Below are 22,290 nucleotides of genomic sequence, written 5' to 3' on the forward strand. Positions count from 1 at the left end.
GCCCCCGCCTGTTCGACGCGCTGCGCCACCACCCCCGCGCCTCGCTGCTGATCTGCGGCATCACGGCCGGCGGCACCCTCGCCTACTACACCTGGACCTCCTACCTGCCCACCTACGCCGAGCTCGGCGGCGTCGACAAGGGCGACACCCTGCTCGCCTCGACCCTGGCGCTCGCCTTCTTCGCGCTGCTGCAACCGCTGGGCGGGCTGCTGTCCGACCGCTACGGCCGCAAGCCGTCCCTGCTCCTCTTCGGCCTGGGCTTCACGCTGCTCGCGCCGGCGCTGCTCGGCCTCGTCGGCTCGTTCACCTCGCTGCTGCTGGTGGCCTGCGCGGGCATGGTGCTGCTCACCGGCTTCACCTCGATCTCGGCGGCCGTCAACGCCGAGCTGTTCCCGGCCGGGGTGCGGGCGGCCGGCATCGGCTTCCCCTACTCGCTCACCGTCGCCCTGTTCGGCGGCACCGCCCCGTACGTCGGCACCCTCTTCCGCGAGCTGGACCGGCCCGGGATGTTCGCCTGGTACGTCTCCGGCGTCTGCCTGCTCTCCTCGCTGGTCTACCTGCGGCTGCCGGAGACCGCGCACCAGGAGCTGGACCGCTGAGTCCCGCACCGGCCGGCCACCGCACCGGCCGGGCACGCCGAAAGGGCCCCGCCGTCCGGCGTCGTGCCGGACGGCGGGGCCCTGCCGGGGGGCTACCCCCGGTCGGCGTCGTGCCGCAGCGGGGTGAGCTGCTCGATGTCGTAGCGGGCCCGCAGCGCGGCGATCGCCGCGTGGTCGGGCTCCCCGCCGGCGTCCAGGATCTCCAGCAGCTCCTCGAAGTACCGCTCGTGGTCCGGCGGCGGGGACGCCTGGAAGAACATGCGGGCCGGCTCGCCCGAGCGGTTGGCGAACGCGTGCGGGCAGCCCGGCGGCACCACGATCACCGTGCCCGGCGTGGCCCGCACGGTGCGCCGGCCCGAGGACGACTCCCAGTTCCGCCAGTCGTCCCGGGTGCGCACCCGGGGTTCGAAGGCGAGCACGTCCAGCTCGCCCTCCAGCACGTAGAACAGCTCCTCGCTGCGGGTGTGCACATGCGCGCCCACGTCGAAGCCGGGCGGCACCACCACCTCGAAGCTGGACGCCGCCCGCGAGTGCTCGCCGGTCACCTTGAAGGTGACCTCGTGCGCCGGCGCCCGCAGCGTGCGGCCCTGCCCCCGCGGCACCAGCAGCCCGTCGGGGGCCTCGGCCAGCAGCGCCGCCGGCGCCCCCTGGTGCGAGGTCACCAGGTCACCGGCAGGGCCTGCGGACCGCGGATCAGCGCGCCCCGCCGGAACGGCACCTCCGCGGCCGGCACCGCCAGCCTCAGCCCCGGGAACCGGTCGCAGAAGGCGTCCACCAGCAGCTCCGACTCCAGCCTGGCCAGCATCGCGCCCACGCAGTAGTGCGGCCCGTAGCCGAAGGACACATGCGGGTTCGGGGAGCGGTCCAGCACCACGTCCTCCGGGTCGGCGAACACCTCCGGGTCCCGGTTGGCCGCCAGATAGGAGACGTACACCGCCTCGCCCTTCGCGATGACCGTGCCCGCCACCTCCACGTCCTCCAGCGCGATCCGGGACAGCCCCACCGCGCTGCGGTGCGGGATGTAGCGCAGCAGCTCGTCCACCGCCCGCGGCCGGGCCGCCGGGTCCTCCCTCAGCCTCTCCAGCAGCTCCGGCCGGGTCAGCAGGATGTAGAGCATGTTGCCGGCGTTGTTGGTGACCGCCTCGCCGCCGATCTGGATCAGCAGCGCCAGGCCCACCGCCTCCGACGCGGTGATCTCCCCGTCGGCGATCGCCCCGCCCAGCAGCCCCAGCACGCTCTCCACGCCGTCGGCGTCACCGCCGTCGTCGCGCGGCTGCGCCAGCAGGTCGGCGAAGTAGGCGCACATGTCCTCCTTGGCCCGCTGGCTGCGCTCCACGCCCTGCGCGGAGGAGAGGATCAGATTGGTCCACTCGTGCATCTTCGGCCGGTCGGAGGCGGGCACGCCCATCAGCTCGCACACCACCGCCAGCGGGAACGGGGCGAGCAGCCGCTCGGTGAGGTCGGCCGGCGGGCCGTCGGCCAGGATGCCGTCCACCAGCTCGTCCAGCATCGCCCGCGCCTTCGCGCGCAGCCGCTCCACCCCCCGGGTGGTGAACGCCGGCGCCACCGAGCGGCGCAGCCGGGTGTGGTCCGGCGGGTCCTCGAAGCCGACCGCCCCGTCCACCGGGATGAAGTGCGGCGCGAGCCGGGTCACGTCGTGGTCGGCCACCAGCTTGCGGCTGAAGCGCGGGTCGTTGGTCACCGCCCGCACGTCGTCGTAGCGGGTCACCAGCCATGCCCAGCCGTCGCCGTTGGGCAGCTTGATCCGGGTGAGCGGCCCCTGCCGCATCAGCTCGGCCAGCACCGGGTCGAAGTCCGTCCCGTGCAGGTCCAGCGCGGGCCAGTGCCGCACCGGAGGAAGCCCGCGCCCGGTGACCGGGCAGACCTCCACCGCGGGCCGCGCCGGGGCGTCGGCCGTCGCGGTCGTCGTCGTCTCATCCCACACGGCTGGTTTCCTCCACCAGGTCGGACACGAGCGCGGACGCGGTGTCCGGTACGCGGTCGTCCACCGTCCACCGGCCGAGCGACATCTCGGCGGTGATGCCGGGGCCGAAACCGGCCAGCAGCCCGCGGGCGGTGTCCTCGACGCCGCCCTCGTCGAACAGCCGGCGCAGCGCGTCCAGCACCACCGCGCTGGCGATGTTGCCGTACTCGGTCAGCGTTGCCCGGCTGAAGCGGAAGGCCTCCGCGGGCACCTTCAGGTACTTGCTGAGGTCGTCCAGGATGCGCGGACCGCCGGCGTGGATGATGTAGAAGTCCAGGTCGGTGGCGTCCCACTCGTGCTGCCCGGCCAGTTGCATCAGCGCCGGCGCCAGCGGCTCCATGGTGCCCGGGACCCGCTTGTCCAGCTTGAAGTGGAAGCCGGTGGAGCGGACGTCGTAGGCGATCCAGTCCACCGTCTCGGGGACCAGGTAGGAGCCGTTGCGCTCCAGCGCCACGCCGGTGCCGCCCCGGCCGCGCATCACCGCCGCCGCGATGCCGTCGCCGAACAGACCGTTCGACAGCAGGTTGCCGACCCCCAGGTCGGTCGGCTGGTAGCACAGCGAGCAGAACTCGCAGGCCACGATCAGCGCGTTCGCCTCCGGGTAGGCGGTGCAGAAGTCGTGCGCCCGGTTGATCGCCGCGCCGCCGGCCGCGCAGCCGAGCTGGGCGATCGGGATCTGCCGGGTGTCGGACCGGAAGTCCATGGTGTTGATGAGCCAGGCGGTGAGCGAGGGCATCATGAAGCCCGTGCAGGACACGTAGACGATGACGTCGATGTCCTGGGCGCGCAGCTCCGCGTCCTCCAGCGCCCGGTCGATCACCGCGGGCACCCGTGCCTTGGCCTCGGCCTCGTATATCCGGTTGCGGACCTCGAAGCCGTCGTGCCGCAGCGTCTCCTCGATCGGCCGCAGCAGGTGGCGCTTCCGGACCCCGGTGTTCTCCATGAGCCGCAGGGCGAGCGGGAGCTGCGGGTGGTCCGCGTGGATGGTGCGCGCCAGGTCGAGAGTCTCCTGCATGGTGATCACGTGCTCGGGGACGGACACCGCCGGTCTGCACAACGTGGCCATGAGTCAAGCCCTTTCGTCGCTTTGTCCCTCCAGGATCGCCAGCGGGCCCACCGGGGCGCGCGCCGAAGAAAACCGGCCGCGGTTGCGCCGCGGGGGTGAGCGCCGTCCGCCCCGCCGCACTCCCGACGGAACCCGGCACCCGCACCGGCGGCCGCCCCATTAGCGGCTCGCCGCGCCGCGCAACAACAGCGCCACGCCGCCCCGGCCCCCATCTCACCCGTACGGAGGCGGCCACCCGCGCCCTGTCGGCCGCACCCGCCGCACCCCCGGACCCGGGCGCGTCGGCCCGCCACCGTCACCCGGACGGCACACCAGAGGATGACCGCCCGCCGCCGGGCGTCCGAGCATGGACCAATGGCCCACCATCTGCGCATCCTCCGCGGCGCCCCCAGCCCGACCGAAGTCGCCGCCCTCGCCGCCGTCCTCACCGCGCTCGCCGCCCGGGACGCCCCCGGCGCCGCGCACCGCCCCCGCGAGCGGGCACACTGGGACCGGGGCTGGCGCGCCCACGCGCCCTCCGGCTCCTGGCGGTCCCACCTCCCCGGGCGCCGCCCCCACGACCGCCACCCCTGAGGGGACGCCGACCGTTGCGCCTGCTGCTCACCTCCGACACCCATCTACCGCGGCGCGCGCGGGAGCTGCCCGCGCCGCTGCTCGCGGCCGTCGACGAGGCCGACGCGGTGGTGCACGCCGGCGACTGGACCGATCTGGCCACCCTGGAACTGCTGGCCGGCCGCGCCCGCGAGCTGATCGCCGTGCACGGCAACAACGACGGCCCCGAACTGCGCGCCCGCCTGCCCGAGACCGCCCGCGTCGAACTGGACGGGCTGCGCCTGGGCGTGATCCACGAGACCGGCGACGCCAAGGGCCGCGAACGCCGCTGCGCCGAGCGCTTCCCCGACCTCGACGTCCTGGTCTTCGGCCACAGCCACATTCCCTGGGACACCACCGCCCCCGGCGGCCTCAGGCTGCTCAACCCCGGTTCCCCCACCGACCGCCGCCGCCAGCCGCACTGCACCTACATGACTGCCGAACTCACCGGCGGACGCCTCGGCGAGGTCACCCTGCACCGGCTCCCGCCGCGCCCCGCGCGCCGCTGACCGCTCCCGGGCGGCGCACTCCGGCGCGAAGCGCCCGCGGTTTGGCCGAAAAGCATGCACCGGTGTGCGGGAAGCGTCCAACTCCTGTACCGGCGCGCCCCGTTCTCCCTAGCATGAGCCTCTCCCGGCGACCGCCCCTGACCGGCCGGCCGCCGCACCGGCACTCGAAGCGGATGAGGACGAGGATGGCACGCGAGTTGTGGAGCCCAGAGGCCATCGACACCACGGTGCCCAGCGTGGCCCGTATGTACGACTACTTCCTGGGAGGCAGCGACAACTACGAGTCCGACCGCGTCGCCTGCGCCCACCTGCTGGAGCAGGTCCCCAGCACCATGACGCTCGCCGTCAACAACCGGCACTTCCTGCGCCGCGTGGTGCGGGTGCTGGCCGGCGAGTACGGCATCCGGCAGTTCGTCGACCACGGCTCGGGCCTGCCCACCCAGGACAACGTCCACCAGGTCGCCCAGTCGGTCGACCCCCAGTCCGCCGTCGTCTACGTGGACAACGACCCCATCGTGCTCGCACACGGCAGGGCCATGCTGGAGGAGAACGACCGCACCACCGTCATCCAGGCCGACATGCGGGACACCGACGGCATCTTCGGCCACCCGGAGACCCGCCGGCTGATCGACTTCGACCGGCCGGTGGCGGCCCTGTTCGTCTCGGTCCTGCACTGCATCCCCGACGAGGACGACCCGGCCGGGCTGATACGGGACGTGGCGCGGAGACTGGCCCCCGGCAGCTTCCTGGTGGTGTGCCAACTGGTCAGCGAGCGCGAGGACATCCGCGCCTTCGTCACCGACTTCATGGCCAAGGCCACCGGCGGCCACTGGGGCCGGGTCCGCGAGAGCCGCGAGGTGGCCGGCTTCCTGGACGGCATGGAACTGCTGGATCCGGGCCTGGTCGAGGTCTCCACCTGGCGGCCGGACAACGACCTGGCCCCCACCCAGCTCACCGACGAGTGGGTCGAGTGGGGCGGCGTCGCCCGGATCGGCTGACATCCCAAGCGGGCCGGGCCGGCGCGTCCGGCCCGCGACCGGGCCCCGGCCTCCGCCCGGCCCGGCGGGCGGTCAGCCCCGGCCGATGTGCGCGCGCACCAGCTCCAGCGACTCCCGCGGCGTCAGCGCGCACGCGCTCAGCCGGTCCATCATGTCCCGGTACTGCTCGACCGCCTGCGGCTTCTGGCTGAACGTGCTGTCCGTCAGGTGCTCGATGTACACGGCGTCCTTCAGATCGGCCAGCGCGAACCGCAGATAGGTGACCCCGGTGCCCACACCCACCGACGCGGTCACGTCCAACGGCGCGACCTGCACCGTCACATGCGAGCGCTCCATCATGGCCGCCAGGTGTTCGAGCTGCTCCCGCATCACCTGCGGCCCGCCCACCCGGCGCAGCAGCACCGACTCGTCGAGCACCGCCCACAGCCGGGGCCCGTCCGCCTGGTCGAGCTGGCGCTGCCGCTCCTGGCGCAGGTCCATCCGCCGCCGCACCTCGTGCGGCAGCAGCCTGGCCGGCCCGGACTCGATGACCGCGCGGGCGTACGCCGGGATCTGCAGCAGCCCGGGCACGTAGAACGGCTCGTACGCCCGGATGATCGCCGCCGCGCCCTCCAGGGCCACCAGCGGCGCGAAGAAGTCCGGCAGCACGTCGTGGAAGGCGTTCCACCAGTCCGGCTGCCGGGAGCGCGCCGCCAGCCGCAGGAACTCGGCGACGGCCCCCTCGTCCTCCACCCCGTACAGCCGCAGCAGCGCCTGCGCGTCGGCCGCCTTGCAGCCGTGGCGGCCCAGCTCCATCCGGCTGGTCTTGGAACGCGAGAAGCCGAGCCGGGCGTCGACGTCGGCCGGGTCGAGCCCGGCGGCGGCCCGCAGCTCGCGCAGCTTGCCGCCGAGGATCAGCTTCAGGGCCGTCGGGTTGTGCTCGACCGCACCCAACGGCCTTACGAACAGCGGTCGATGAGGCTGCGGCGTCGTCATCGGAGGGCGCTCCTGCTCACGGGGAAGGACCTATGACGGTACCCACCCCGCAGCGGTGAGGCCAGACGCGGCCGCCGCCGGGCGGCGCGATCCGGCCGTGTGCGCGGGACGTCGGCGCGCCGGCCGCGGGAGGCCGCGCCCGCACCCCGGCGGGCACGGCCCCCCGCGGACCCTCAGCCGAGCACCGAGTCGAAGTCGCCGTCCCGCGCGCCGGCCAGAAAGGCGGCGATCTCGGCCCGGGTGTACACCAGCGCCGGGCCCTGAGGATCCCGGGAGTTGCGCACGGCCACACTGCCGTCCGCCAGCGGCGACAGCTCCACGCAGTTGCCGACCGGGTTGCTGTGGCTGCTCTTGATCCAGCGTGCCGAGGTCAGTCGTCCGGCCGGTATGCCGTTGGCCGGCGCCACGCCGTCCGCCGTCTCCTCGCCCGGTGTCCCGTTGGCAACGCGCTCGACCATGGTTCCTCCAGAAGTCTGTGCCGCCGCCCGTCCCCGCGGCTCGCGAGGGGGAAACGACGGCCGGAACGCAATCCCGGATGCAATTGCGTTCTGCCGGTGCACCCGACGATACTCGGTCCCGGTCGGTTGCCGCAGCAGTCAACTCCCAAGCCCTCAGGGGGACATGCCAGATGACGGTTCACACGACGGCGTTACCGGCGGGAGCCCGCGAGATCCTGCCGGACGACACCGGCCTCGGCTCCTTCGCCGCCTGCGCCCTGGAGGGCAGCCCCCGCAGCGCCGGCCGGGCCCGCAGGTTCACCGAGGCGACGCTGCGGGACTGGGCGTTGCCCGCGGTCAGCGGGGACATGGAGCTGATCGTGACCGAGCTGGTCGCCAACGCGGTACGGCACGGGCTCGGGCCCTCGGCGGGGCCGCCGACCGGATACCCGGTCTGGCTGGGGCTCTTCCGCTATCCCGGCGCGGTGGTCTGCGCCGTCGCCGACCCCAGTCCGGAGCCCCCGCGCCCGCGCGCCACCGGATGCCTGGACACCGGCGGCCGGGGCCTTGCCCTGGTCGGCGCGGTGAGCGACGAGTGGTCCTGGGACGTGTCGCCGGTGCGGGGCAAGACCGTCTGGGCCACCCTCTCGCTGCCCGGCTCCGGCGAGGCGGCCCCCTGAGACGCCCTGGAAAACGGGACCGGCCGGCCGGAACCGCGGTCGCTCAGTCCTCGACGGACGCGGCGAGGTTCTCGGAGATGACGTTCTCCAGCAGGTGCGACAGCGCGCTGTCGCCCTTGACCGCGGTGGAGTTCTCGGTGCAGGTCTGGTTCTGGGTGTCGTTGACCAGGTCCTGCACACCCACGTTGACCAGCGCCAGCACGTTCTGCACGTCGGCCTGGGCCGGCACGCCGAGGCAGAGCTTGTTCAGCGAGCCCTGCACGAGGCCGATCTGCGGGCTCATGTACCCGCCGGTGGCGGTGTTGCCGTAGATCTGCCGCGAGAAGTTGCCGTTCTGGGTGCTGATCTCGCCGTCACCCACGGCCGAGGCCATCGGAGCGCCGGCGGCCAGGGCGGCGGCGGCGACACCGGCGGTGGCCAGAACCTTCTTGATCATGCTGCTTCCTTATCGTCGTCAGACCCGGAGCCTTCGTCGGGTTCGCTTGCGTAACCGCCGTGTACCGATCGCGTCACGGCCCGGCGGCCGGCCGCCGCGGACTTCACCCGTTTGCCGCAGTCCCGAGGCGGCCTCGCCGCATGGGGACCCGGCGCGGGGGTCACTCATGAGGCATGGACGCATCACAGGACACCGGTACCCCCGCCCCGGACCCGCAGGAGGACCGGCGGACCGTCGAACGGCTCGTGCCGCTCTGGCTCGACGAGGCCGCCCGCCACGACCGGGCGGCCGCCGACGCGGCCCGCCGCGAGTGGCGGGACGGCGCGCTGAGCGCCGAGTCGGCCCGGGTGCTGGCCGACTGGGCCACCGCCCGGGTCACCGACACCGCCTTCAACGAGGACGAGGGGCCCTGGCGGGAGGGGCCCGCACGGATCGACGTCGGCGACAAGGCCGCCGTCCACCGCTGGCTGGCCGCCCAGGGCCACGACGTCTGACCTGCCGCCGCCCGCCCGCCGCCGGTCGTCTAGAGTGCGTTGCCGATCATCGGCGCACCGGCGAGGGGGAGCGGGCCATGAGCGCACAACTGCGCGAGACGGCGCAGGATGTGGCGAGACTGCTGTGGCGGGAGCACACCGTCTACCGAGAACGCTCCGGCGGTGTGGTGATACGCGGCGAGCAGGTCCAGCGCTGGATCAGCCTGGCGCCCGCCGGCGGCCGGGACGAGATCCTGCTCCGCGCCGGTCGGATCCTGGACGGCGGGACCACCGCGCCGGCGCGCTGCGAGGCGGTCATGCCGAGCGCCGCGTCCGGCGCCGAACTGGCCGCGGCCTGCCGCAGGCTGCTCGCCGACACCGCGGCCGGCCCGGATCACCGGACCGGGGCGCCGCAGGGCGCACCGCGCCGCACAGGCGTACGGGGCGCACGGCGCGAGCGCCGCAACCGGCCGCGCCGCCCCGCCGGCCGCCGCACCCGCCACACCGGCTTCGCCTCCGCGCTGGTCCTGCTCTGCGTCGCCGGGGTCGCCTGCTACGCGGTCTGGGGCGCCGCGGCGTTCTCCTGAAGCCGGACTCCCGCCGTACCACCGGCGCGGGGCGGTCATCCGTGCTCCACTGGAGGGATCCCGCCGGAGGCGGGCCATCCCGCGGGGACGCGGGCGGAGGTGCGGGCCGATGGAATCCGGACACGGCGGCGGACACGCGACCGGGCACGGCGGCGAGGACGGGACCGCGCCCGGCAACGGGCCAGGGAGCGGACAGCGCGGCGGGTACGGGGCCGGGCGGCGCGGCCGCCTCGGCGCCGGCCGCGCCCCCGTGCACGAGGCCACCAGCGGCGACGGACCCGGGCGTGCCGGCGGCCTCGGGACCTCGCACCGCGCCGGCCGCCGCGTCCGGAGAGGCCGGTGGCGCTCCGGGGCGCTCGGGGCGGCGCTGTGCGCCGCGCTGGCCGTGAGCCTCACCGGATGTCCGGCGTCCGCGCCCGACCGCACCGCGCCGACCGGGCCCGCGCAGGCCGTGTCCCCCTTCACCGGGCTGCCTCAGCGCGCGGCCGCCCCGGTGCTCGCCGTGAAGATCGACAACGTCCGGCCGGCCCGCCCGCACACCGGCCTCGGCGCGGCCGACCTGGTCTACGCCGAGCAGGTCGAGGCCGGGCAGAGCCGGCTCCTCGCGGTGTTCTCCTCCCGGCTCCCGCCCCGCGTGGGCCCCGTCCGCAGCGCCCGCGAGGCCGACCTGGAGCTGCTGCGCCAGTTCGGCCGGCCCGCCCTCGCCTACTCGGGCGCCCAGTCCGCGCTCATCCCGCTGATCGAGGCCGCCCCGCTCCACCCGCTGCCGCCGGAGTCCGCCCCCGAGGCGTACCAGCGCGGCGACGACCGACCGGCCCCGCACAACCTCTACCTGCGGCCCCGGACCGCATTGGACGCCGCCCCGGACGCGGGAACGGCACGGGACATCGGCTTGCGGTTCGGCGCCGCGCCGCCCGGCGGCGAGCCGGTCACCGCGCACACCGTCCGCTTCCCGGCCGCCCGGTTCACCTTCACCTGGTCGCCCGGCGAGCGGCGCTGGCTCATCGCCATGGACGGCGCCCCGGCCCGTACCACCGACGGCGGCCCGCTCACCGCGGCGACCGTCGTCGTGCAGTACACCGACATCCGCCCCTCGCGGTTCGCGGACCGCTGGGGGAGCGTCTCCCCGTACACCGAGACCACCGGCTCCGGCACCGCGCTGGTGCTACGGGACGGGCGCGGCCACCAGGCGCGGTGGAACCGCCCCGGGGCCGGCGCCGGAACCTCCTTCACCACCCCGGACGGGCGGCCGCTGGCCTTCGCGCCCGGCCCGGTGTGGATCGTCCTCGCGCCGAAGTGAGCCCTCCGGGACGCGGCCGCGTCAGGCCGCCGCGTCCAGCCTGGCGAGCTGCTGCTCGCTCAGCCTGAGCGAGGGCGCCTGCGCCGAGTCCCGCACGCTCGCGGCCCGGCGCGCCCCGGGGATCGGGATCACGCACGGCGACAGCGCCAGCATCCACGCCAGGCAGACCCGCTGCGGGCTCGCCCCCACCTCCTCGGCCACCTCGTGGAACGCCCGGTGCTCCGAGCCCAGCTCCGCCGCCCCGCCGATCCCGCCCAGCGGGCTCCACGGCAGGAACGCCAGCCCCAGCTCCTCGCACAGCTCCAGCTCCGGCAGGCTGGAGCGGAAGGCGGGCGAGAACTGGTTCTGCACCGCCACCAGCGCCTCGCCCAGGACGTCCCGGGCCTGCCGGATCTGCGCCGGGTCGGCGTTGGAGATCCCCGCCGCGCGGATCTTCCCCGCGTCGTGCAGCTCCTTCAGCGCGCCCAGGGTCTCCTCGTAGGGCACCTCCGGGTCCGGGCGGTGGTGCTGGTACAGCCCGAGGGCCTCCACGCCCAGCCGCCGCAGCGACTCCTCCACGGCCCCCCGCAGGTAGCCGGCCGAGCCGTCCAGCGCCCAGGCGCCGTCCGGGCGGGTGTGGCCGCCCTTGGTGGCCACCAGCACCCCTGAGGCGTCCCCGCCGTACTCGCGCAGCGCACGGGCGATGAGCAGCTCGTTGTGCCCGGGGTCGGAGGCGTCCAGGTGGTAGGCGTCGGCGGTGTCGATCAGGGTGACGCCCGCGTCGAGCGCGGCGTGCACGGTGGCGATCGCCTGCCGCTCGTCGGGCCGGCCCCGTACGGAGAGGGGCATGGCGCCGAGGCCGACGGCGCCGACGCGCTCCTTGCCGATCGGACGGGTGGGCATGGCGGAGGGTGCGGTTGTCTCGGTCACCGCTCCAGCCTCACCGCCCGGCCCGGCGCTGTCCAACACCCATCCGTGATGGCGCCCATCGGCCGAGGCGATCGCACGCCCCTGCGCGCTAGCGCGAGCCGTCCGCGTCCAGCAGGTCGAGCAGCGCCCGCAGCGCCGCGGAGGGCCGGACGCCGTCCGGGCGGGCCACCGCCACCTCCCAGCCGCTGTCCCGGTCCAGCTCCCGGACCACCAGCCCGCGCGCGTGGTCCTTCCGCGCCACCGAGACCGGCGCCAGCGCCACCGCGTGCCCGCCGCCCACCACCTCCAGCAGCTTGTGGACATCGTCCAACTCCATGCCGACCGACCGCTCCACCCCGGCCCGCGCGAACACCGCGTCGGCCGCCCGGCGCGCCCCCCACTGCGGGCGCAGGTCCACGAACGGCTCGCCCGCCAGCTCCGCCGGCGACAGCGGCCCCTCGCCGTCCGCCAGCCCGTGGTCCGGGGAGCACAGCAGCACCAGTCGCTCGCGCGCGAGGCGCCGCAGCGTCACCCCGGGCGCGTCCACCGGGCCGGCGACGAACGCCACGTCCAGCCCGCCCTGCCGCAGCCTGTCCAGCAGCACCACCGACCCGGCCTGCGCCACCTCCACCCGTACCGCCGGATGGCGCGCCCCGAAGGCGACCAGCAGTCCGAACGGGTCGGCCGCGCCCATGCACTGCTCGGCGCCCACCCGCAGCGCCCCGGCGACCGCGCCCCGGACCGCGGCGACCGCCTCCCGGGCCGCGGCCGCGCCGGCCAGCGTGCGCCGCGCCTCCACCAGCAGCGCCCGCCCCGCCTCGGTCAGCTCCATGCCGCGCGCGGACCGCGTGAACAGCTCCGCGCCCAGGTCCCGCTCCAGCGCCCGCAGCGAAGCCGACAGACCGGACTGCGCCAGGTGCAGCCTGGCGGCGGCCCGGGTCACGTTGCCCTCCTCGGCGACCGCCGTGAAATGTTCCAGATGCCGCAGCTCCACGCCCCGAAGTCTAGGGAACACGCCATTGCGCCCCGCCTCCGGCCACCGCCGCGGACGCGGTTTCGGCCGTTCGCCGCGGGCAGAGTGCCGAACCCTCCCCGCGGGTCGGCGCGCGGCGCTACGGTGCGGGGCATGGACGACGAGACGTTTCCCGCGGACGGCGACGACTGGCCCATACCGCCCGCGTGGATGTGGGGTTGCGAGGGCTGCGTCGAGCTGTACTCCACGATGAAGTCCCTCGCCGCCGAGCCCCCGCCGCCGCCCGGGGCCGCCGAGCCGGCGGAGGGCGCCGGCTCCGCGCAGGTCCGGCTCGCCCGGCACATCGCCGCCGAGCACCGGGCCGAGCTGCCCGCCTACGCCGGGTCCTGCACCCGGTGCGTGGACTACCAGACCCGCACCGCCCGCGACCGCGCCATGGGCCGCTCCACCCTCACCACCGAGCAGCTCGGCCGCCAGCACCGGGCCCGCCACGCCTTCGTCCCGCACAGCACCGTGCACCTGCTCTGACCGCGGAGGAGCGCCGGTCCGGGCCGGGCGGCACTGGTCCGTCCGAGTGGTCCCGGTCCCGGGCCGGACGTAACGTCGGAGGGTGGCCTCCGCCCCTTGAGCCACCGGCGCCACGGCGCCGCGGAGGCCCCCCCGCCGCGCTGCCGCGACGGGTCCCCTCCCCGTCCTCCAGGCTCCGGGACCTCTGCCATGACCCAACCCGCGCCGACGTCCGCCCCGCAGGCCGCAGGGCCGCGACAGCACGGCAGCGGCATCGCGCTGCTCGTCATCGCCGCCTGCCAGTTGATGGTGGTCCTCGACATCACCATCGTGAACATCGCGCTGCCGCACATCCAGCGCTCGCTGGACTTCTCCACCACCAACCTCTCCTGGGTGGTCAGCGCCTACACCCTGACCTTCGGCGGGCTGCTGCTCCTCGGCGGCCGGGCCGGCGACATCCTGGGCCGGCGGCGGGTGTTCATGGCCGGCGTGCTGCTGTTCGTGCTCGCCTCGCTGCTCGGCGGACTGGCCCAGGACTCCGCCCAACTCCTGGCGGCCCGCGCCTTCCAGGGCGTCGGCGGCGCCATCGCCTCGCCCACGGCGCTCGCCCTGGTCAGCACCACCTTCCCGGAGGGCCCCGAACGCAACCGGGCCTTCGGGGTGTTCGCCGCGGTGTCGGCCGGCGGCGGCGCCATCGGACTGCTCGCCGGCGGCATGCTCGTGGAGTGGCTGGACTGGCGCTGGGTGCTCTTCGTCAACGTGCCCATCGGCCTGCTCGTGGTCTTCCTGACCCCGCGCTACATCCGCGAGTCCGAACGCCACCCCGGCAACTTCGACGTCGCCGGCGCGCTCACCGCCACCGTCGGCATGGTGCTGCTGGTGTACGGCTTCATCCGCGCCTCGCAGGCCGGCTGGGGCGACCTGCTGACCGTGCTGTCCTTCGTGGTCGCCGTGCTCGTGCTGACCGCGTTCGTGCTGATCGAACGGCGCTCCAGTCAGCCCATCACCCCGCTGCACATGTTCGCCGACCGCAACCGGGCGGGCACCTACGGCATGATGCTCAGCCTGGCCGCCGCCATGTTCGGCATGTTCTTCTTCCTCACGCTGTTCGTCCAGGACGTCCTGGACTTCACCCCGCTCGCCGCCGGACTGGCGTTCCTGCCGGTCAGCGCCGTCATCGCGGTCGGCGCGGGCCTGGCCTCCCGGCTGCTGCCCCGCTACGGGCCCAAACCCTTCATGGTGACCGGGGCACTGCTGGCGGGCGCCGGCCTCGGCTGGCTGACCCTCGCCGACGTCCACTCCACCTATCTGGGCAGCATCCTGGGGCCGATGCTGGTCTTCGGCCTCGGCATGGGCATGCAGTTCGTGTCGCTGACCCTGATGGCCCTGTCCAACGTGGCGGTCCGGGAGTCCGGCGCCGCATCGGGCCTGCTCAACGCCACCCAGCAGGTCGGCGGCTCGCTCGGGCTCTCCATCCTGGTGACCGTCTTCGGCACCGCCTCCGGCAACGAGGCCGCCCGCCAGATCCAGGCGTTCCTCGCCCAGGCCACCCCCGCCGAGCGGATCCGCTTCCAGCTCAGCGGCGCCCTGCCGGGGCCCTACGCCGACCGCATCCTGACCGCCGGAGTGTCCGCCGCGTTCATCGTGGCCGCCATCCTGGCCGCCGTCGCCGCGGTGATCGCCCTGCTGGTCATCCAGGTCCGCCCCTCGGACATCGAACGCCTCAAGGGCGGCGCCGGCCCGGCCGGTCTGTGACCCCCTCCCGGACGGGCGGACGCCTAGACTCGACCGGCATGGAGGACGCGATATCCGCAGCCGGCGCGCCCGGGTCGCCCGATGGTCCCGACCCGCTGAGCCGGCTCACCCTCGACCGGTTGCGCCGCCGTACCAGCGTCAAGTGGCGGCGCCACCCGCCGGACGTGCTGCCGCTGTGGGTGGCGGAGATGGACGTCCTGCCGGCCGAGCCGGTGGCGGCGGCGCTGATCCGGGCCGCCGAGACCGGCGACACCGGCTACGCGTACGGGACCGGCTACGCCGAGGCGCTGGCCGCCTTCGCCCGGGACCGCTGGGGCCACGACATCGACGTGGCGCGCACGAAGCCGGTGCCCGACGTGATGCTGGGCGCGGTCGAGATACTGAAGCAGGTCACCCGGCCCGGTGACACCGTGGTCGTCGACGCCCCGGTGTACCAGCCGTTCCGGGAGTTCGCCCGGCACCTGGACCGCCGGGTGGCCGAGGCGCCGCTCGGCGCGGACCTGCGGCTCGACCGCGAAAGGCTGGCCGACGCCTTCCGCGGTGCGACGGCCGGCGGCCGCCGGGCCGCGTACCTGCTGTGCAGCCCGCAGAACCCGACCGGGACGGTGCACACCGCCGAGGAGCTGGCCGCCGTCGCGGCGCTCGCCGACCGGCACGGCGTGCGGGTGATCGCCGACGAGATCCACGCCCCGCTCACCGCTCGGGGCGTGCGCTTCACCCCGTACCTCTCGGTGCCCGGCGCCGGGGCCGGCTTCAGCCTGATGTCGGCGTCCAAGGCGTGGAACCTGGCGGGCGTCAAGGCCGCGGTGGCCGTCGCCGGCCCGGACGCGGCGGCCGACCTGGCCGCGGTGCCGGCCGAGGTGGGGCACGGCGTCAGCCACCTCGGGGTGCTGGCGCACACCGCCGCGTTCCGGGACGGCGGGCCGTGGCTTGACGCGGTACGCGACGGGCTCGACCGCAATCGGCTGCTGCTGGCCCGCCTGCTCGCCGAGCACCTGCCGGCCGTGCGCCACACCCCGGCCGAGGGCACCTATCTGGCCTGGCTGGACTGCCGGGGCCTGGGTCTGGGCGACGACCCGGCCGCGGTCTTCCTGGAGCGCGGCCGGGTGGCGCTGACCCCCGGGCCTGAGTTCGGCTCCGGGGGCGCCGGGTACGCCCGGCTCAACCTGGCCACCTCGCCGGAGGTGCTCACCGAGGCGGTACGCCGGATGGCCACCGCGCTGTGAGCCGAGGCTGCTTCAGCCGGCCGCCACCGGCAGCGCGGGCAGCCCGCCCAGCAGGGCTCCGCCCACCGGCAGCGGCGAGGCCTGCCCCGGCCGCTGCTGCTGCTGGTTCTGCCCGCCCAGCAGTCCGGTGCTGTTCAGGTCGGTGGCCACCGGGGCGCCCACGGTGGTGGGCGGTGCGCCGTCGCCGGCGGCCAGGGCCGGCGAGGCCGCCAGACCGGCTCCGAGGGCGCCGGCGCACACCGCGGCCATCCGCAGACGGGAACGCGCAGTCATCTCTCACTCCTTGTCGGGCCCTCGCGGCCCGGTCGACGCGGGTTGCCGCCGGAGGGGCGCGAGCCGCCCCGGCGCGAAGTGCAACGACTCCGCCCCGCTCCCCGACACGGGCGTCAGCGCTCCGGGTGGCGGCGGCGCGGCCGGCGCAGGGCCCCCATGACGCGGTCGACGGCCCACAGCGCGGTGAGGGCGCAGAGCGCGAACGCGCCGAACAGCAGCAGGCACAGCACCGCCAGCATCAGCGGCCCGCCGGCCGCCGCCATCAGCTGCCCCATCGGCCCGGCCCACAACCCCGCCGTGCCCACCACCGGGACCGCCACGGCCACCGCCAGCACCACGCCCGGCCGGGACCGCTGGTCGTCGTCCTCGCCCCCTGGGCGCCCGCCGTGTCCAATGTCCGTTCCCTGCACCTGGTCAGTCTGCCCTCTCCGGGCGGCGCCCGGCCCCCGTACCGCCGTCCCACGTGCTGTTTTCGGCCTGCCCGAGACGCCCGTCCCGCGGCCCCGTACACTCGTCCACCGCTGCCGGGACCGGTGGTGAGCGGCCGCATGAGCGCGATCACCGTGCGATCTCAGGGTGATCACGCGAACCGACTGTGCGATCAGTTTGTGATCAAGGTGTGATCAACCGAGCCCCGGAAGGGTGATGGACATGGACTCCGCCATGCGAGGCGACGCGCCGATCTACGACCGCCTGATCGCGGAGCGCGGCGATGTGCCCGGCGACGTGCGGCGCACCGCCGAGGAGACGCTGCGCCGGCTGACACGGGCCATGGAGTTCGGGCCGGGCAGTCGAACACCGGGTTTCCCCGGCGGCGGCTTCACCGGCCCGGGGATATGAGCCCGGCGGCGTGAGCCCCGAGGACCTCGGCAGCGGGGGCCGGATCGCGGGGCGCGAGCGCGCGCTCCGGGGCCCTCAGGGGCGGTCGTCCACCAGCCCGCAGACCCAGGCGAGCGCGTCATGCACCCCGCGGGCGTGGGCCGCGCGCTCGGCCTCCTCGGTGGGATCGCCCAACTGCACCACCGCCGCGTCCAGTTCCGCGGTCAGCATGTAGCTGGAGGGCACCCCCTCCAGCCCGGCCACGGCCGCGCCGGTCACCGGTGCGCGGACCGCCTGGCCCAGCGCCCACCCGTAGGCGTCCAGGGCGCCGAGCGAGAACGCGGTCCGCAGCCCCGGTGTGGCCGCCTCGTGCTCCAGCCGCCGGTACGCGCCCTCGACCTGCACCCGCGGCCGGGTGCCGATGAGCGCGCCGGCGTCGCGGCGGGTGTCCTCGTTGCGTTCGAAGTCGACTCCCATACCGTACGTCTCACCAGCCTTCGCCCGGCGATGCTTGCCCCGCCGGAAAAGTTTCCCGCGAGTCCGGCCCCTCCGCAGCACGGGGCGGGCCGGCGGAGCGCGGAGCGGCGCGCCCGCGGGGGGGGGGCGCCGCCGTTCAGCCGGCCGGACCGCGGGCGTCACCCGGTCAGGGCAGGGTCCACTTCTGGTTGGGTCCGGTGTGGCAGGCCCACAGGTGGGCTCGTGTGCCGTTGTCCCAGGTGCCGCCCTCGGCGTCCAGGCACTTGCCGGACTGGGGGTTGCGCAGGGTGTTGTCCGGCTGGGGTTGCCAGACCTGGGCGGCGGTGCCGTTGCAGGTCCAGAGCTGGACCTTGGTGCCGTTGGCGTTGCCTCCGCCGGAGACGTCCAGGCACTTGGAGAGCGCCCGCAGGGTCCCGTCGGCCCCGACGGTCCAGCTCTGCGCGGGCACCCCCGCGCAGGTCCAGATCTGGGCCTGGGTGCCGTCGGCGGTGGCGCCGCCGGCCACGTCCAGGCACATCCCGTTGACGCCCTTGACCGGGCCGGTGCGCGGGACGGGGTTCGGGCCGCCGCCGAGGGTGAAGTGGAAGTCGTCCACGTCGAACAGCGCACCCGCGCCGCCCTTGAAGACCAGGTACAGGGTGGTGGTGCCGGCCGGCCGGTTGGTCAGCGCCGTGCTCACCTCCTGGAAGTTCTCCCAGCCGCCGGTCACCGGCACGGCGGCCGAGCCCAGCAGGGCGCCGGTGACCGAGCCGGCCCGCACCTCCAGGGTGCCGCCGGCGCCGCCGGAGGAGACCCGGGCGGTGAACCGGCTCGCGTCGTCCAGCGCGTACGGGGTGAAGGAGATCCAGTCGCCGTGGGAGATGTCGCCGACCGTCTTGCCGCCGTGCGCCGTCGCCTTGTCGTACACGGTGATGCCGGAGGCGGCCCCGTAGTGCTCGCCCTGGCGGTGGGTGGGCTGGGAGACGTTCTGGTCGTGGGTGGTCAGCGCGGGCTGCCCGTTCGCGCCCTTGTCGGTGTACTCCGCGTCCCAGACGCCGAAGATGTTGGCGTTCGGGTCGTGCTCGCCGTCCGCGATGGTCTGCACGGTGCCCGAGCAGCCGGTGGCCGAGGTCTGCGGGTGCCCGTGGCTGTCATGGCCCAGGATGAAGGTCACCTTCACCTTCGAGCAGTCGATCGCCCCGTCCTCCGGGTCGCTCACCGTCACCCGGAACGGCACCGCAGCGCCGGGATCGATGATCCGCCCCTCGGCGGGCAGTTGCAGGGTGACGGTCGGCGCGGTGTTGCCCACGGTGATCCGCACCGAGGCGGTGGCCGTCTTGTTCGTCGGGTCGGTGACCGTCAGCTCGGCGGTGTACTGGCCGTTGGCGGTGTAGGTGTGCGAGGGGGCGGCCGCCGTCGAGGTGGCCCCGTCGCCGAACTTCCAGGCGTAGCGCAGCGCCCCGCCGTCCGGGTCGCTGCTGCCGGCCGAGGAGAAGGCCACGGTCAGCGGCGCCTTGCCGGAGGTGCGGTCGGCCTTGGCCTGGGCGATGGGGGAGCGGCCGTCGACCAGGTGCTCGATGCGGTAGAGCGCCGAGTTGGCGTCGCCGTTGAAGTAGCCGGTGCCGTAGTCCAGCACGTACAGCGCGCCGTCCGGGCCGAACGCCATGTCCATCACCTGGGTGCCGGTCCACGGGAAGGCGTTGATGGACTGCACCGTCCCGTCCGCGCCCTGCGCGATCCGCTTGATCCAGCGGCGGCCGAACTCGCCGGCGAAGAAGTCGCCGTCGTAGGACTGCGGGAACTTCACCGCGGACGGGTTGCCCGGGTCGTAGCGGTAGACCGGGCCGGCCATCGGGGACTCCGAGCCGCCGCCGAACTCCGGCACCGAGCCGCCGTCGTAGGGGATCCAGGCCGGCTGCGCCGGGGGCAGGTCGGTCAGCCCGGTGTTGCGCGGCGAGGTGTTCTTCGGGGCGTTGCAGTCGAACGTCGCCCCGGCCGTGCCGTTGGCGAAGTTCCAGTCCACATAGGCGTCGCCCCGGCCGGTGCAGTAGGGCCAGCCGAAATTGCCCGCCTTGGTGATCCGGTTGAACTCCACCTGCCCGGCCGGGCCGCGGGTAGCGCTCGCGGCGCCCGCGTCCGGCCCGTAGTCACCGAGGTGGACGGTGCCCGTCGCCTTGTCGACGCTCAGACGGAACGGGTTGCGGAAGCCCATGGCGTAGATCTCGGGGCGGGTCCGGGCGGTGCCGGGCGCGAAGAGGTTGCCCGCCGGGATGCCGTAGGTCCCGTCGGCGTTGACCTTGATCCGCAGCACCTTGCCGCGCAGGTCGTTGGTGTTGCCGGAGGAGCGCTGGGCGTCGTAGGCCGGATTGCGGGAGGGCCGTTCGTCGATGGGGGTGTAGCCGTCGGAGGCGAACGGGTTGGAGTCGTCGCCGGTGGAGAGGTAGAGGTTTCCCTGGGCGTCGAAGTCGATGTCGCCGCCGACGTGGCAGCAGATGCCGCGCGAGGCCGGCACGTCGAGGATCTTCCTCTCGGTGGCCAGGTCGAGCGTGCCGTCGGTCTTCAGGGTGAACCGGGAGAGCCGGTTGACCCCGTCGAAGGGCGCGAAGTCGGCCGCCGTGCCGTCCCCGGGGGCGTCCCCGGCCGGGGTGGTGAGCCTGGGCGCGTAGTAGAGGAACACCTGCCGGTTGGCGGTGAAGCCCGGGTCCACCCCGACGCCCTGCAATCCCTCCTCGTCGTGGCTGTAGACGTCGAGCTTGCCGGACACCTTGGTGGCGCCGGCCGCGTCGGTCAGCCGCAGGGTGCCGTCGCGTGAGGTGTGCAGCACCGAGCGGTCGGGGAGCACCGCCATGGTCATCGGCTCGCCGGTCTCCGCGACGCCCTTGGCGAGGGTGACCTGCTGGAACTCCTCGGCTGCCGCGGCGGCCGGCCGGGCGGTGGTGTGCGCCGGAGCGGACGCGGTGGCGGGGGAGGGGACGGCGGCCAGCAGCCCGGTGGCCAGGGCAGCGGTGGCGAGCAGGGCTTGGGCCCGTCGGGGCCGGTACGGTCGTATGCGCACGTGAGGTCTCCCGGAAGCGGTGGGGGAACGTCGCGCGGCCCCGGGCACCACCGGGACCGCCGGAAAGGGGAGCGCAGGCGCGCGCCGTCGCGCCGTGGCACACCGGTCACGGCTCATGTCCGGTGTGTTGCAAGGAAGTTAGCGGGCTTGGTCCGGCCGCGTAACCCCTTTCGCAGCGCCTTTCCCTACTTCTTCCAGCACCAGGACAAAGGCGTCCGCCCAGCGGACGGCAGACCCGGGGCGAGCCGCCTGCCGGGGCCCGGGGACGGCCCGGGAGGAGCCGCTCGCCGGGGTCCGGGAACAGCCCGGGAGGAGCCGCTTGCCGGGGCCCGGGGAACGCCGGACCGGCGGCCCGCGCGAGGCGGACCGCCGGTCGGTGGTGTGCTGCTCGGGCGGGCGCCCGGACGCCGGGCGGGGCCGCCCCCGCGCCCGTACGCCCAGGCGTGCCGCCGAGCCGTTCAGCTCTCAGCCGGTCAGAAGACGTTGACCCCGTAGGCGCTCAGCGCCTCGGTGACCGGCTGGAAGAACGTGGTGCCGCCGGAGCTGCAGTTGCCGCTGCCGCCCGAGGTCAGGCCGAGCGCGGTGCTGCCCGCGAAGAGCGGGCCGCCGCTGTCGCCCGGCTCGGCGCAGACGTTGGTCTGGATCATGCCGTAGACGACCTGACCGCTGCCGTAGTTGACCGTGGCGTTGAGGCCGGTGACCGTGCCGCTACGCACTCCGGTGGTGCTGCCGCTGCGCCGGACCGACTGCCCGACGGAGGCGTTGCCGGCCGAGGTGATGTCCTGGTAGCTGCCGTTGTACAGGTACACCCGGCCGTCCGCGGCGGACGGGTTGGCGTGCCGGATGATGCCGTAGTCGTTGGTCGGGAAGCTGGTGCCGGTCCGGCTGCCGAGCACCGTGGTGCGGCCGGAGTTGGTGTACCAGGTGGTGGCGCTGTTGGTGCAGTGGCCGGCCGTCAGGGCGTAGTAGGTGCTGCCGCTGCGGACGTTGAACCCCAGCGAACAGCGGCTGGAGCTGGAGTAGATGGCCTCGCCGCCGGCGATCAGCTTGTTGAACTTTCCGGGGGTGCGCTTGATCTGCACGGCGCCGGCCCGGTCGCCCGCGGCCTGCTTGATGGTGGCCAGCTCCGCGGCCGAGACGGTGGAGTCGGCGGTGACGACCAGCTTGCCGCTCTTGGCGTCGGTGTACCAGGCGGTGCCGGCGATGTCGGCGGCCAGGACGGCCTCGCTCGCCTGGGCGAGCTGCGCGCCGGACATCCGGACGTCCGCGGCCGGCTGGGCGCCGGCGGTGGGCGCCGCGAACGCGGACGCGGCCACGAGGGCGGCGGCCACGGCGGTCAGCCGGGTGCCTCTCGAGGTGCCGCCGAGGGGGGTGAAGCGCGTGAAGTTCACTGCGTCCTCCGTGGGGGAGACCATGGCCCGCTGGGTGGGCGGGCCGTGCGGAGCACCGGAACGCGACGCACGACGGGTCGTGATCGCCATGTGCCTGTCAACCGGCGCGCTAGGAATCCTGGAGGCCGTCCGCGGACGGGGCAAGGACGCCTTTCGGCCGCTCTACGCGCGTCCCGTCCGGCGGTCGGCCGCCGCCGCCACGGCATCCGCGCGCCGGCCGGCACCGCCCGCGCCCGGCATCGCACGGAGAGGCGACCGGCGGCGGGCTGCCGGCGGCCCCGACCCGGCCCCCGCGGCGCCCCGGGCCGGCGT

General features: G+C 74.8%; 25 protein-coding genes. 12 read left to right on the forward strand and 13 right to left on the reverse strand.

Annotation, left to right across the window (positions count from 1 at the left end):
• The coding region (locus C6N75_RS09205) for an MFS transporter (protein WP_146132510.1) at window positions 1-599 on the forward strand (599 nt) is incomplete at its 5' end.
• 92 nt (window positions 600-691) lie between these two features.
• Here C6N75_RS09205 and C6N75_RS09210 read toward each other — a convergent pair.
• The 3 genes from C6N75_RS09210 to C6N75_RS09220 are packed head-to-tail and all read right to left on the reverse strand — an operon-like array spanning window position 692 to window position 3,649.
• Window positions 692-1,261 carry a cupin domain-containing protein gene (locus tag C6N75_RS09210; RefSeq protein ID WP_256106369.1) on the reverse strand — a complete coding sequence of 190 codons (570 nt, stop codon included), beginning with the start codon at window positions 1,259-1,261 and terminating at the stop codon, window positions 692-694.
• A complete protein-coding gene (locus tag C6N75_RS09215) occupies window positions 1,258-2,490 on the reverse strand; it encodes a cytochrome P450 (RefSeq protein WP_105868393.1) in 1,233 nt (410 codons plus the stop codon). The genes C6N75_RS09210 and C6N75_RS09215 overlap by 4 nt, the downstream gene beginning before the upstream one ends.
• A 43-nt stretch (window positions 2,491-2,533) precedes the next feature.
• On the reverse strand, window positions 2,534-3,649 hold the full coding sequence (locus C6N75_RS09220) for a type III polyketide synthase (protein ID WP_105868373.1): 1,116 nt from the start codon (window positions 3,647-3,649) through the stop codon (window positions 2,534-2,536).
• A 354-nt stretch (window positions 3,650-4,003) separates the two neighbouring features.
• Between C6N75_RS09220 and C6N75_RS09225 the strand changes: the two genes are divergently transcribed.
• The 3 genes from C6N75_RS09225 (at window position 4,004) to C6N75_RS09235 (ending at window position 5,747) form a co-directional block, all read left to right on the forward strand.
• On the forward strand, window positions 4,004-4,222 hold the full coding sequence (locus C6N75_RS09225; protein ID WP_181160410.1) for an acyl-CoA carboxylase epsilon subunit: 219 nt from the start codon (window positions 4,004-4,006) through the stop codon (window positions 4,220-4,222).
• Window positions 4,223-4,236: 14 nt separating this feature from the next.
• Complete coding sequence (locus C6N75_RS09230) at window positions 4,237-4,749, forward strand: metallophosphoesterase family protein (protein WP_105868375.1); 513 nt, start codon at window positions 4,237-4,239, stop codon at window positions 4,747-4,749.
• 185 nt (window positions 4,750-4,934) lie between these two features.
• On the forward strand, window positions 4,935-5,747 hold the full coding sequence (locus tag C6N75_RS09235) for an SAM-dependent methyltransferase (RefSeq protein WP_105868376.1): 813 nt from the start codon (window positions 4,935-4,937) through the stop codon (window positions 5,745-5,747).
• Window positions 5,748-5,819: 72 nt separating this feature from the next.
• Here the strand turns inward: C6N75_RS09235 and C6N75_RS09240 are convergent, their stop codons facing one another.
• Window positions 5,820-6,722, reverse strand: coding sequence for a helix-turn-helix domain-containing protein (locus C6N75_RS09240; RefSeq protein ID WP_181160411.1), 903 nt, complete (start codon window positions 6,720-6,722; stop codon window positions 5,820-5,822).
• Between the two features lie 173 nt (window positions 6,723-6,895).
• Window positions 6,896-7,180, reverse strand: coding sequence for a DUF397 domain-containing protein (locus tag C6N75_RS09245; RefSeq protein ID WP_105868377.1), 285 nt, complete (start codon window positions 7,178-7,180; stop codon window positions 6,896-6,898).
• 170 nt (window positions 7,181-7,350) lie between these two features.
• On the opposite strand from C6N75_RS09245, the gene C6N75_RS09250 reads away from it, so the two are divergent.
• Complete coding sequence (locus C6N75_RS09250; protein WP_105868378.1) at window positions 7,351-7,839, forward strand: ATP-binding protein; 489 nt, start codon at window positions 7,351-7,353, stop codon at window positions 7,837-7,839.
• A gap of 43 nt (window positions 7,840-7,882) precedes the next feature.
• On the opposite strand, the gene C6N75_RS09255 is transcribed toward C6N75_RS09250, so the two are convergent.
• A complete protein-coding gene (locus C6N75_RS09255) occupies window positions 7,883-8,275 on the reverse strand; it encodes a rodlin (RefSeq protein WP_105868379.1) in 393 nt (130 codons plus the stop codon).
• Between the two features lie 173 nt (window positions 8,276-8,448).
• Between C6N75_RS09255 and C6N75_RS09260 the strand changes: the two genes are divergently transcribed.
• The 3 genes from C6N75_RS09260 to C6N75_RS09270 all read left to right on the forward strand — a co-directional run bounded on the left by C6N75_RS09260 (window position 8,449) and on the right by C6N75_RS09270 (window position 10,635).
• Window positions 8,449-8,769, forward strand: coding sequence for a hypothetical protein (locus C6N75_RS09260; protein ID WP_105868380.1), 321 nt, complete (start codon window positions 8,449-8,451; stop codon window positions 8,767-8,769).
• 77 nt (window positions 8,770-8,846) lie between these two features.
• A complete protein-coding gene (locus tag C6N75_RS09265; protein ID WP_105868381.1) occupies window positions 8,847-9,335 on the forward strand; it encodes a hypothetical protein in 489 nt (162 codons plus the stop codon).
• 109 nt (window positions 9,336-9,444) lie between these two features.
• Complete coding sequence (locus C6N75_RS09270) at window positions 9,445-10,635, forward strand: DUF3048 domain-containing protein (protein WP_105868382.1); 1,191 nt, start codon at window positions 9,445-9,447, stop codon at window positions 10,633-10,635.
• Between the two features lie 21 nt (window positions 10,636-10,656).
• Here C6N75_RS09270 and C6N75_RS09275 read toward each other — a convergent pair whose 3' ends face one another.
• Both C6N75_RS09275 and C6N75_RS09280 read right to left on the reverse strand, forming a co-directional pair.
• Complete coding sequence (locus C6N75_RS09275; RefSeq protein WP_105868383.1) at window positions 10,657-11,517, reverse strand: aldo/keto reductase; 861 nt, start codon at window positions 11,515-11,517, stop codon at window positions 10,657-10,659.
• Between the two features lie 115 nt (window positions 11,518-11,632).
• Window positions 11,633-12,517: a LysR family transcriptional regulator gene (locus C6N75_RS09280; RefSeq protein WP_105868384.1), complete on the reverse strand. Its 885-nt coding sequence runs from the start codon at window positions 12,515-12,517 to the stop codon at window positions 11,633-11,635.
• Between the two features lie 132 nt (window positions 12,518-12,649).
• On the opposite strand from C6N75_RS09280, the gene C6N75_RS09285 reads away from it, so the two are divergent.
• The 3 genes from C6N75_RS09285 (at window position 12,650) to C6N75_RS09295 (ending at window position 15,984) form a co-directional block, all read left to right on the forward strand.
• A complete protein-coding gene (locus tag C6N75_RS09285; protein ID WP_105868385.1) occupies window positions 12,650-13,024 on the forward strand; it encodes a hypothetical protein in 375 nt (124 codons plus the stop codon).
• 189 nt (window positions 13,025-13,213) lie between these two features.
• Window positions 13,214-14,758: an MFS transporter gene (locus C6N75_RS09290; RefSeq protein WP_105868386.1), complete on the forward strand. Its 1,545-nt coding sequence runs from the start codon at window positions 13,214-13,216 to the stop codon at window positions 14,756-14,758.
• A gap of 38 nt (window positions 14,759-14,796) precedes the next feature.
• Complete coding sequence (locus tag C6N75_RS09295; protein WP_105868387.1) at window positions 14,797-15,984, forward strand: MalY/PatB family protein; 1,188 nt, start codon at window positions 14,797-14,799, stop codon at window positions 15,982-15,984.
• 12 nt (window positions 15,985-15,996) lie between these two features.
• Here C6N75_RS09295 and C6N75_RS09300 read toward each other — a convergent pair whose 3' ends face one another.
• Together C6N75_RS09300 and C6N75_RS09305 are read right to left on the reverse strand one after the other, a co-directional pair.
• Window positions 15,997-16,257: a hypothetical protein gene (locus C6N75_RS09300; protein ID WP_146132511.1), complete on the reverse strand. Its 261-nt coding sequence runs from the start codon at window positions 16,255-16,257 to the stop codon at window positions 15,997-15,999.
• A gap of 113 nt (window positions 16,258-16,370) precedes the next feature.
• On the reverse strand, window positions 16,371-16,667 hold the full coding sequence (locus C6N75_RS09305) for a hypothetical protein (RefSeq protein WP_146132512.1): 297 nt from the start codon (window positions 16,665-16,667) through the stop codon (window positions 16,371-16,373).
• Between the two features lie 241 nt (window positions 16,668-16,908).
• On the opposite strand from C6N75_RS09305, the gene C6N75_RS09310 reads away from it, so the two are divergent.
• Window positions 16,909-17,097: a hypothetical protein gene (locus tag C6N75_RS09310; RefSeq protein WP_105868395.1), complete on the forward strand. Its 189-nt coding sequence runs from the start codon at window positions 16,909-16,911 to the stop codon at window positions 17,095-17,097.
• Between the two features lie 75 nt (window positions 17,098-17,172).
• Here the strand turns inward: C6N75_RS09310 and C6N75_RS09315 are convergent, their stop codons facing one another.
• The 3 genes from C6N75_RS09315 to C6N75_RS09325 form a co-directional block, all read right to left on the reverse strand.
• A complete protein-coding gene (locus C6N75_RS09315) occupies window positions 17,173-17,553 on the reverse strand; it encodes a hypothetical protein (RefSeq protein WP_256106354.1) in 381 nt (126 codons plus the stop codon).
• A 166-nt stretch (window positions 17,554-17,719) separates the two neighbouring features.
• Window positions 17,720-20,587, reverse strand: a complete 2,868-nt coding sequence (locus tag C6N75_RS09320) for a PQQ-dependent sugar dehydrogenase (protein ID WP_181160412.1) — start codon at window positions 20,585-20,587, stop codon at window positions 17,720-17,722.
• A gap of 473 nt (window positions 20,588-21,060) precedes the next feature.
• Complete coding sequence (locus tag C6N75_RS09325; protein WP_105868391.1) at window positions 21,061-21,978, reverse strand: S1 family peptidase; 918 nt, start codon at window positions 21,976-21,978, stop codon at window positions 21,061-21,063.
• Window positions 21,979-22,290: the final 312 nt, after the last annotated feature.

Source organism: Streptomyces solincola (genome assembly GCF_002982015.1).
GTDB classification, from domain to species: domain Bacteria; phylum Actinomycetota; class Actinomycetes; order Streptomycetales; family Streptomycetaceae; genus Streptomyces; species Streptomyces solincola.

Bases quoted from the DNA above. Each gene is read 5' to 3' on its own strand.
- C6N75_RS09220 (WP_105868373.1), bottom strand. From the start codon at position 3,649: ATGGCCACGTTGTGCAGACCGGCGGTGTCCGTCCCCGAGCACGTGATC.
- C6N75_RS09225 (WP_181160410.1), top strand. From the start codon at position 4,004: ATGGCCCACCATCTGCGCATCCTCCGCGGCGCCCCCAGCCCGACCGAA.
- C6N75_RS09235 (WP_105868376.1), top strand. From the start codon at position 4,935: ATGGCACGCGAGTTGTGGAGCCCAGAGGCCATCGACACCACGGTGCCC.
- C6N75_RS09240 (WP_181160411.1), bottom strand. From the start codon at position 6,722: ATGACGACGCCGCAGCCTCATCGACCGCTGTTCGTAAGGCCGTTGGGT.
- C6N75_RS09245 (WP_105868377.1), bottom strand. From the start codon at position 7,180: ATGGTCGAGCGCGTTGCCAACGGGACACCGGGCGAGGAGACGGCGGAC.
- C6N75_RS09250 (WP_105868378.1), top strand. From the start codon at position 7,351: ATGACGGTTCACACGACGGCGTTACCGGCGGGAGCCCGCGAGATCCTG.
- C6N75_RS09255 (WP_105868379.1), bottom strand. From the start codon at position 8,275: ATGATCAAGAAGGTTCTGGCCACCGCCGGTGTCGCCGCCGCCGCCCTG.
- C6N75_RS09260 (WP_105868380.1), top strand. From the start codon at position 8,449: ATGGACGCATCACAGGACACCGGTACCCCCGCCCCGGACCCGCAGGAG.
- C6N75_RS09265 (WP_105868381.1), top strand. From the start codon at position 8,847: ATGAGCGCACAACTGCGCGAGACGGCGCAGGATGTGGCGAGACTGCTG.
- C6N75_RS09270 (WP_105868382.1), top strand. From the start codon at position 9,445: ATGGAATCCGGACACGGCGGCGGACACGCGACCGGGCACGGCGGCGAG.
- C6N75_RS09275 (WP_105868383.1), bottom strand. From the start codon at position 11,517: ATGCCCACCCGTCCGATCGGCAAGGAGCGCGTCGGCGCCGTCGGCCTC.
- C6N75_RS09285 (WP_105868385.1), top strand. From the start codon at position 12,650: ATGGACGACGAGACGTTTCCCGCGGACGGCGACGACTGGCCCATACCG.
- C6N75_RS09290 (WP_105868386.1), top strand. From the start codon at position 13,214: ATGACCCAACCCGCGCCGACGTCCGCCCCGCAGGCCGCAGGGCCGCGA.
- C6N75_RS09295 (WP_105868387.1), top strand. From the start codon at position 14,797: ATGGAGGACGCGATATCCGCAGCCGGCGCGCCCGGGTCGCCCGATGGT.
- C6N75_RS09300 (WP_146132511.1), bottom strand. From the start codon at position 16,257: ATGACTGCGCGTTCCCGTCTGCGGATGGCCGCGGTGTGCGCCGGCGCC.
- C6N75_RS09310 (WP_105868395.1), top strand. From the start codon at position 16,909: ATGGACTCCGCCATGCGAGGCGACGCGCCGATCTACGACCGCCTGATC.
- C6N75_RS09315 (WP_256106354.1), bottom strand. From the start codon at position 17,553: ATGGGAGTCGACTTCGAACGCAACGAGGACACCCGCCGCGACGCCGGC.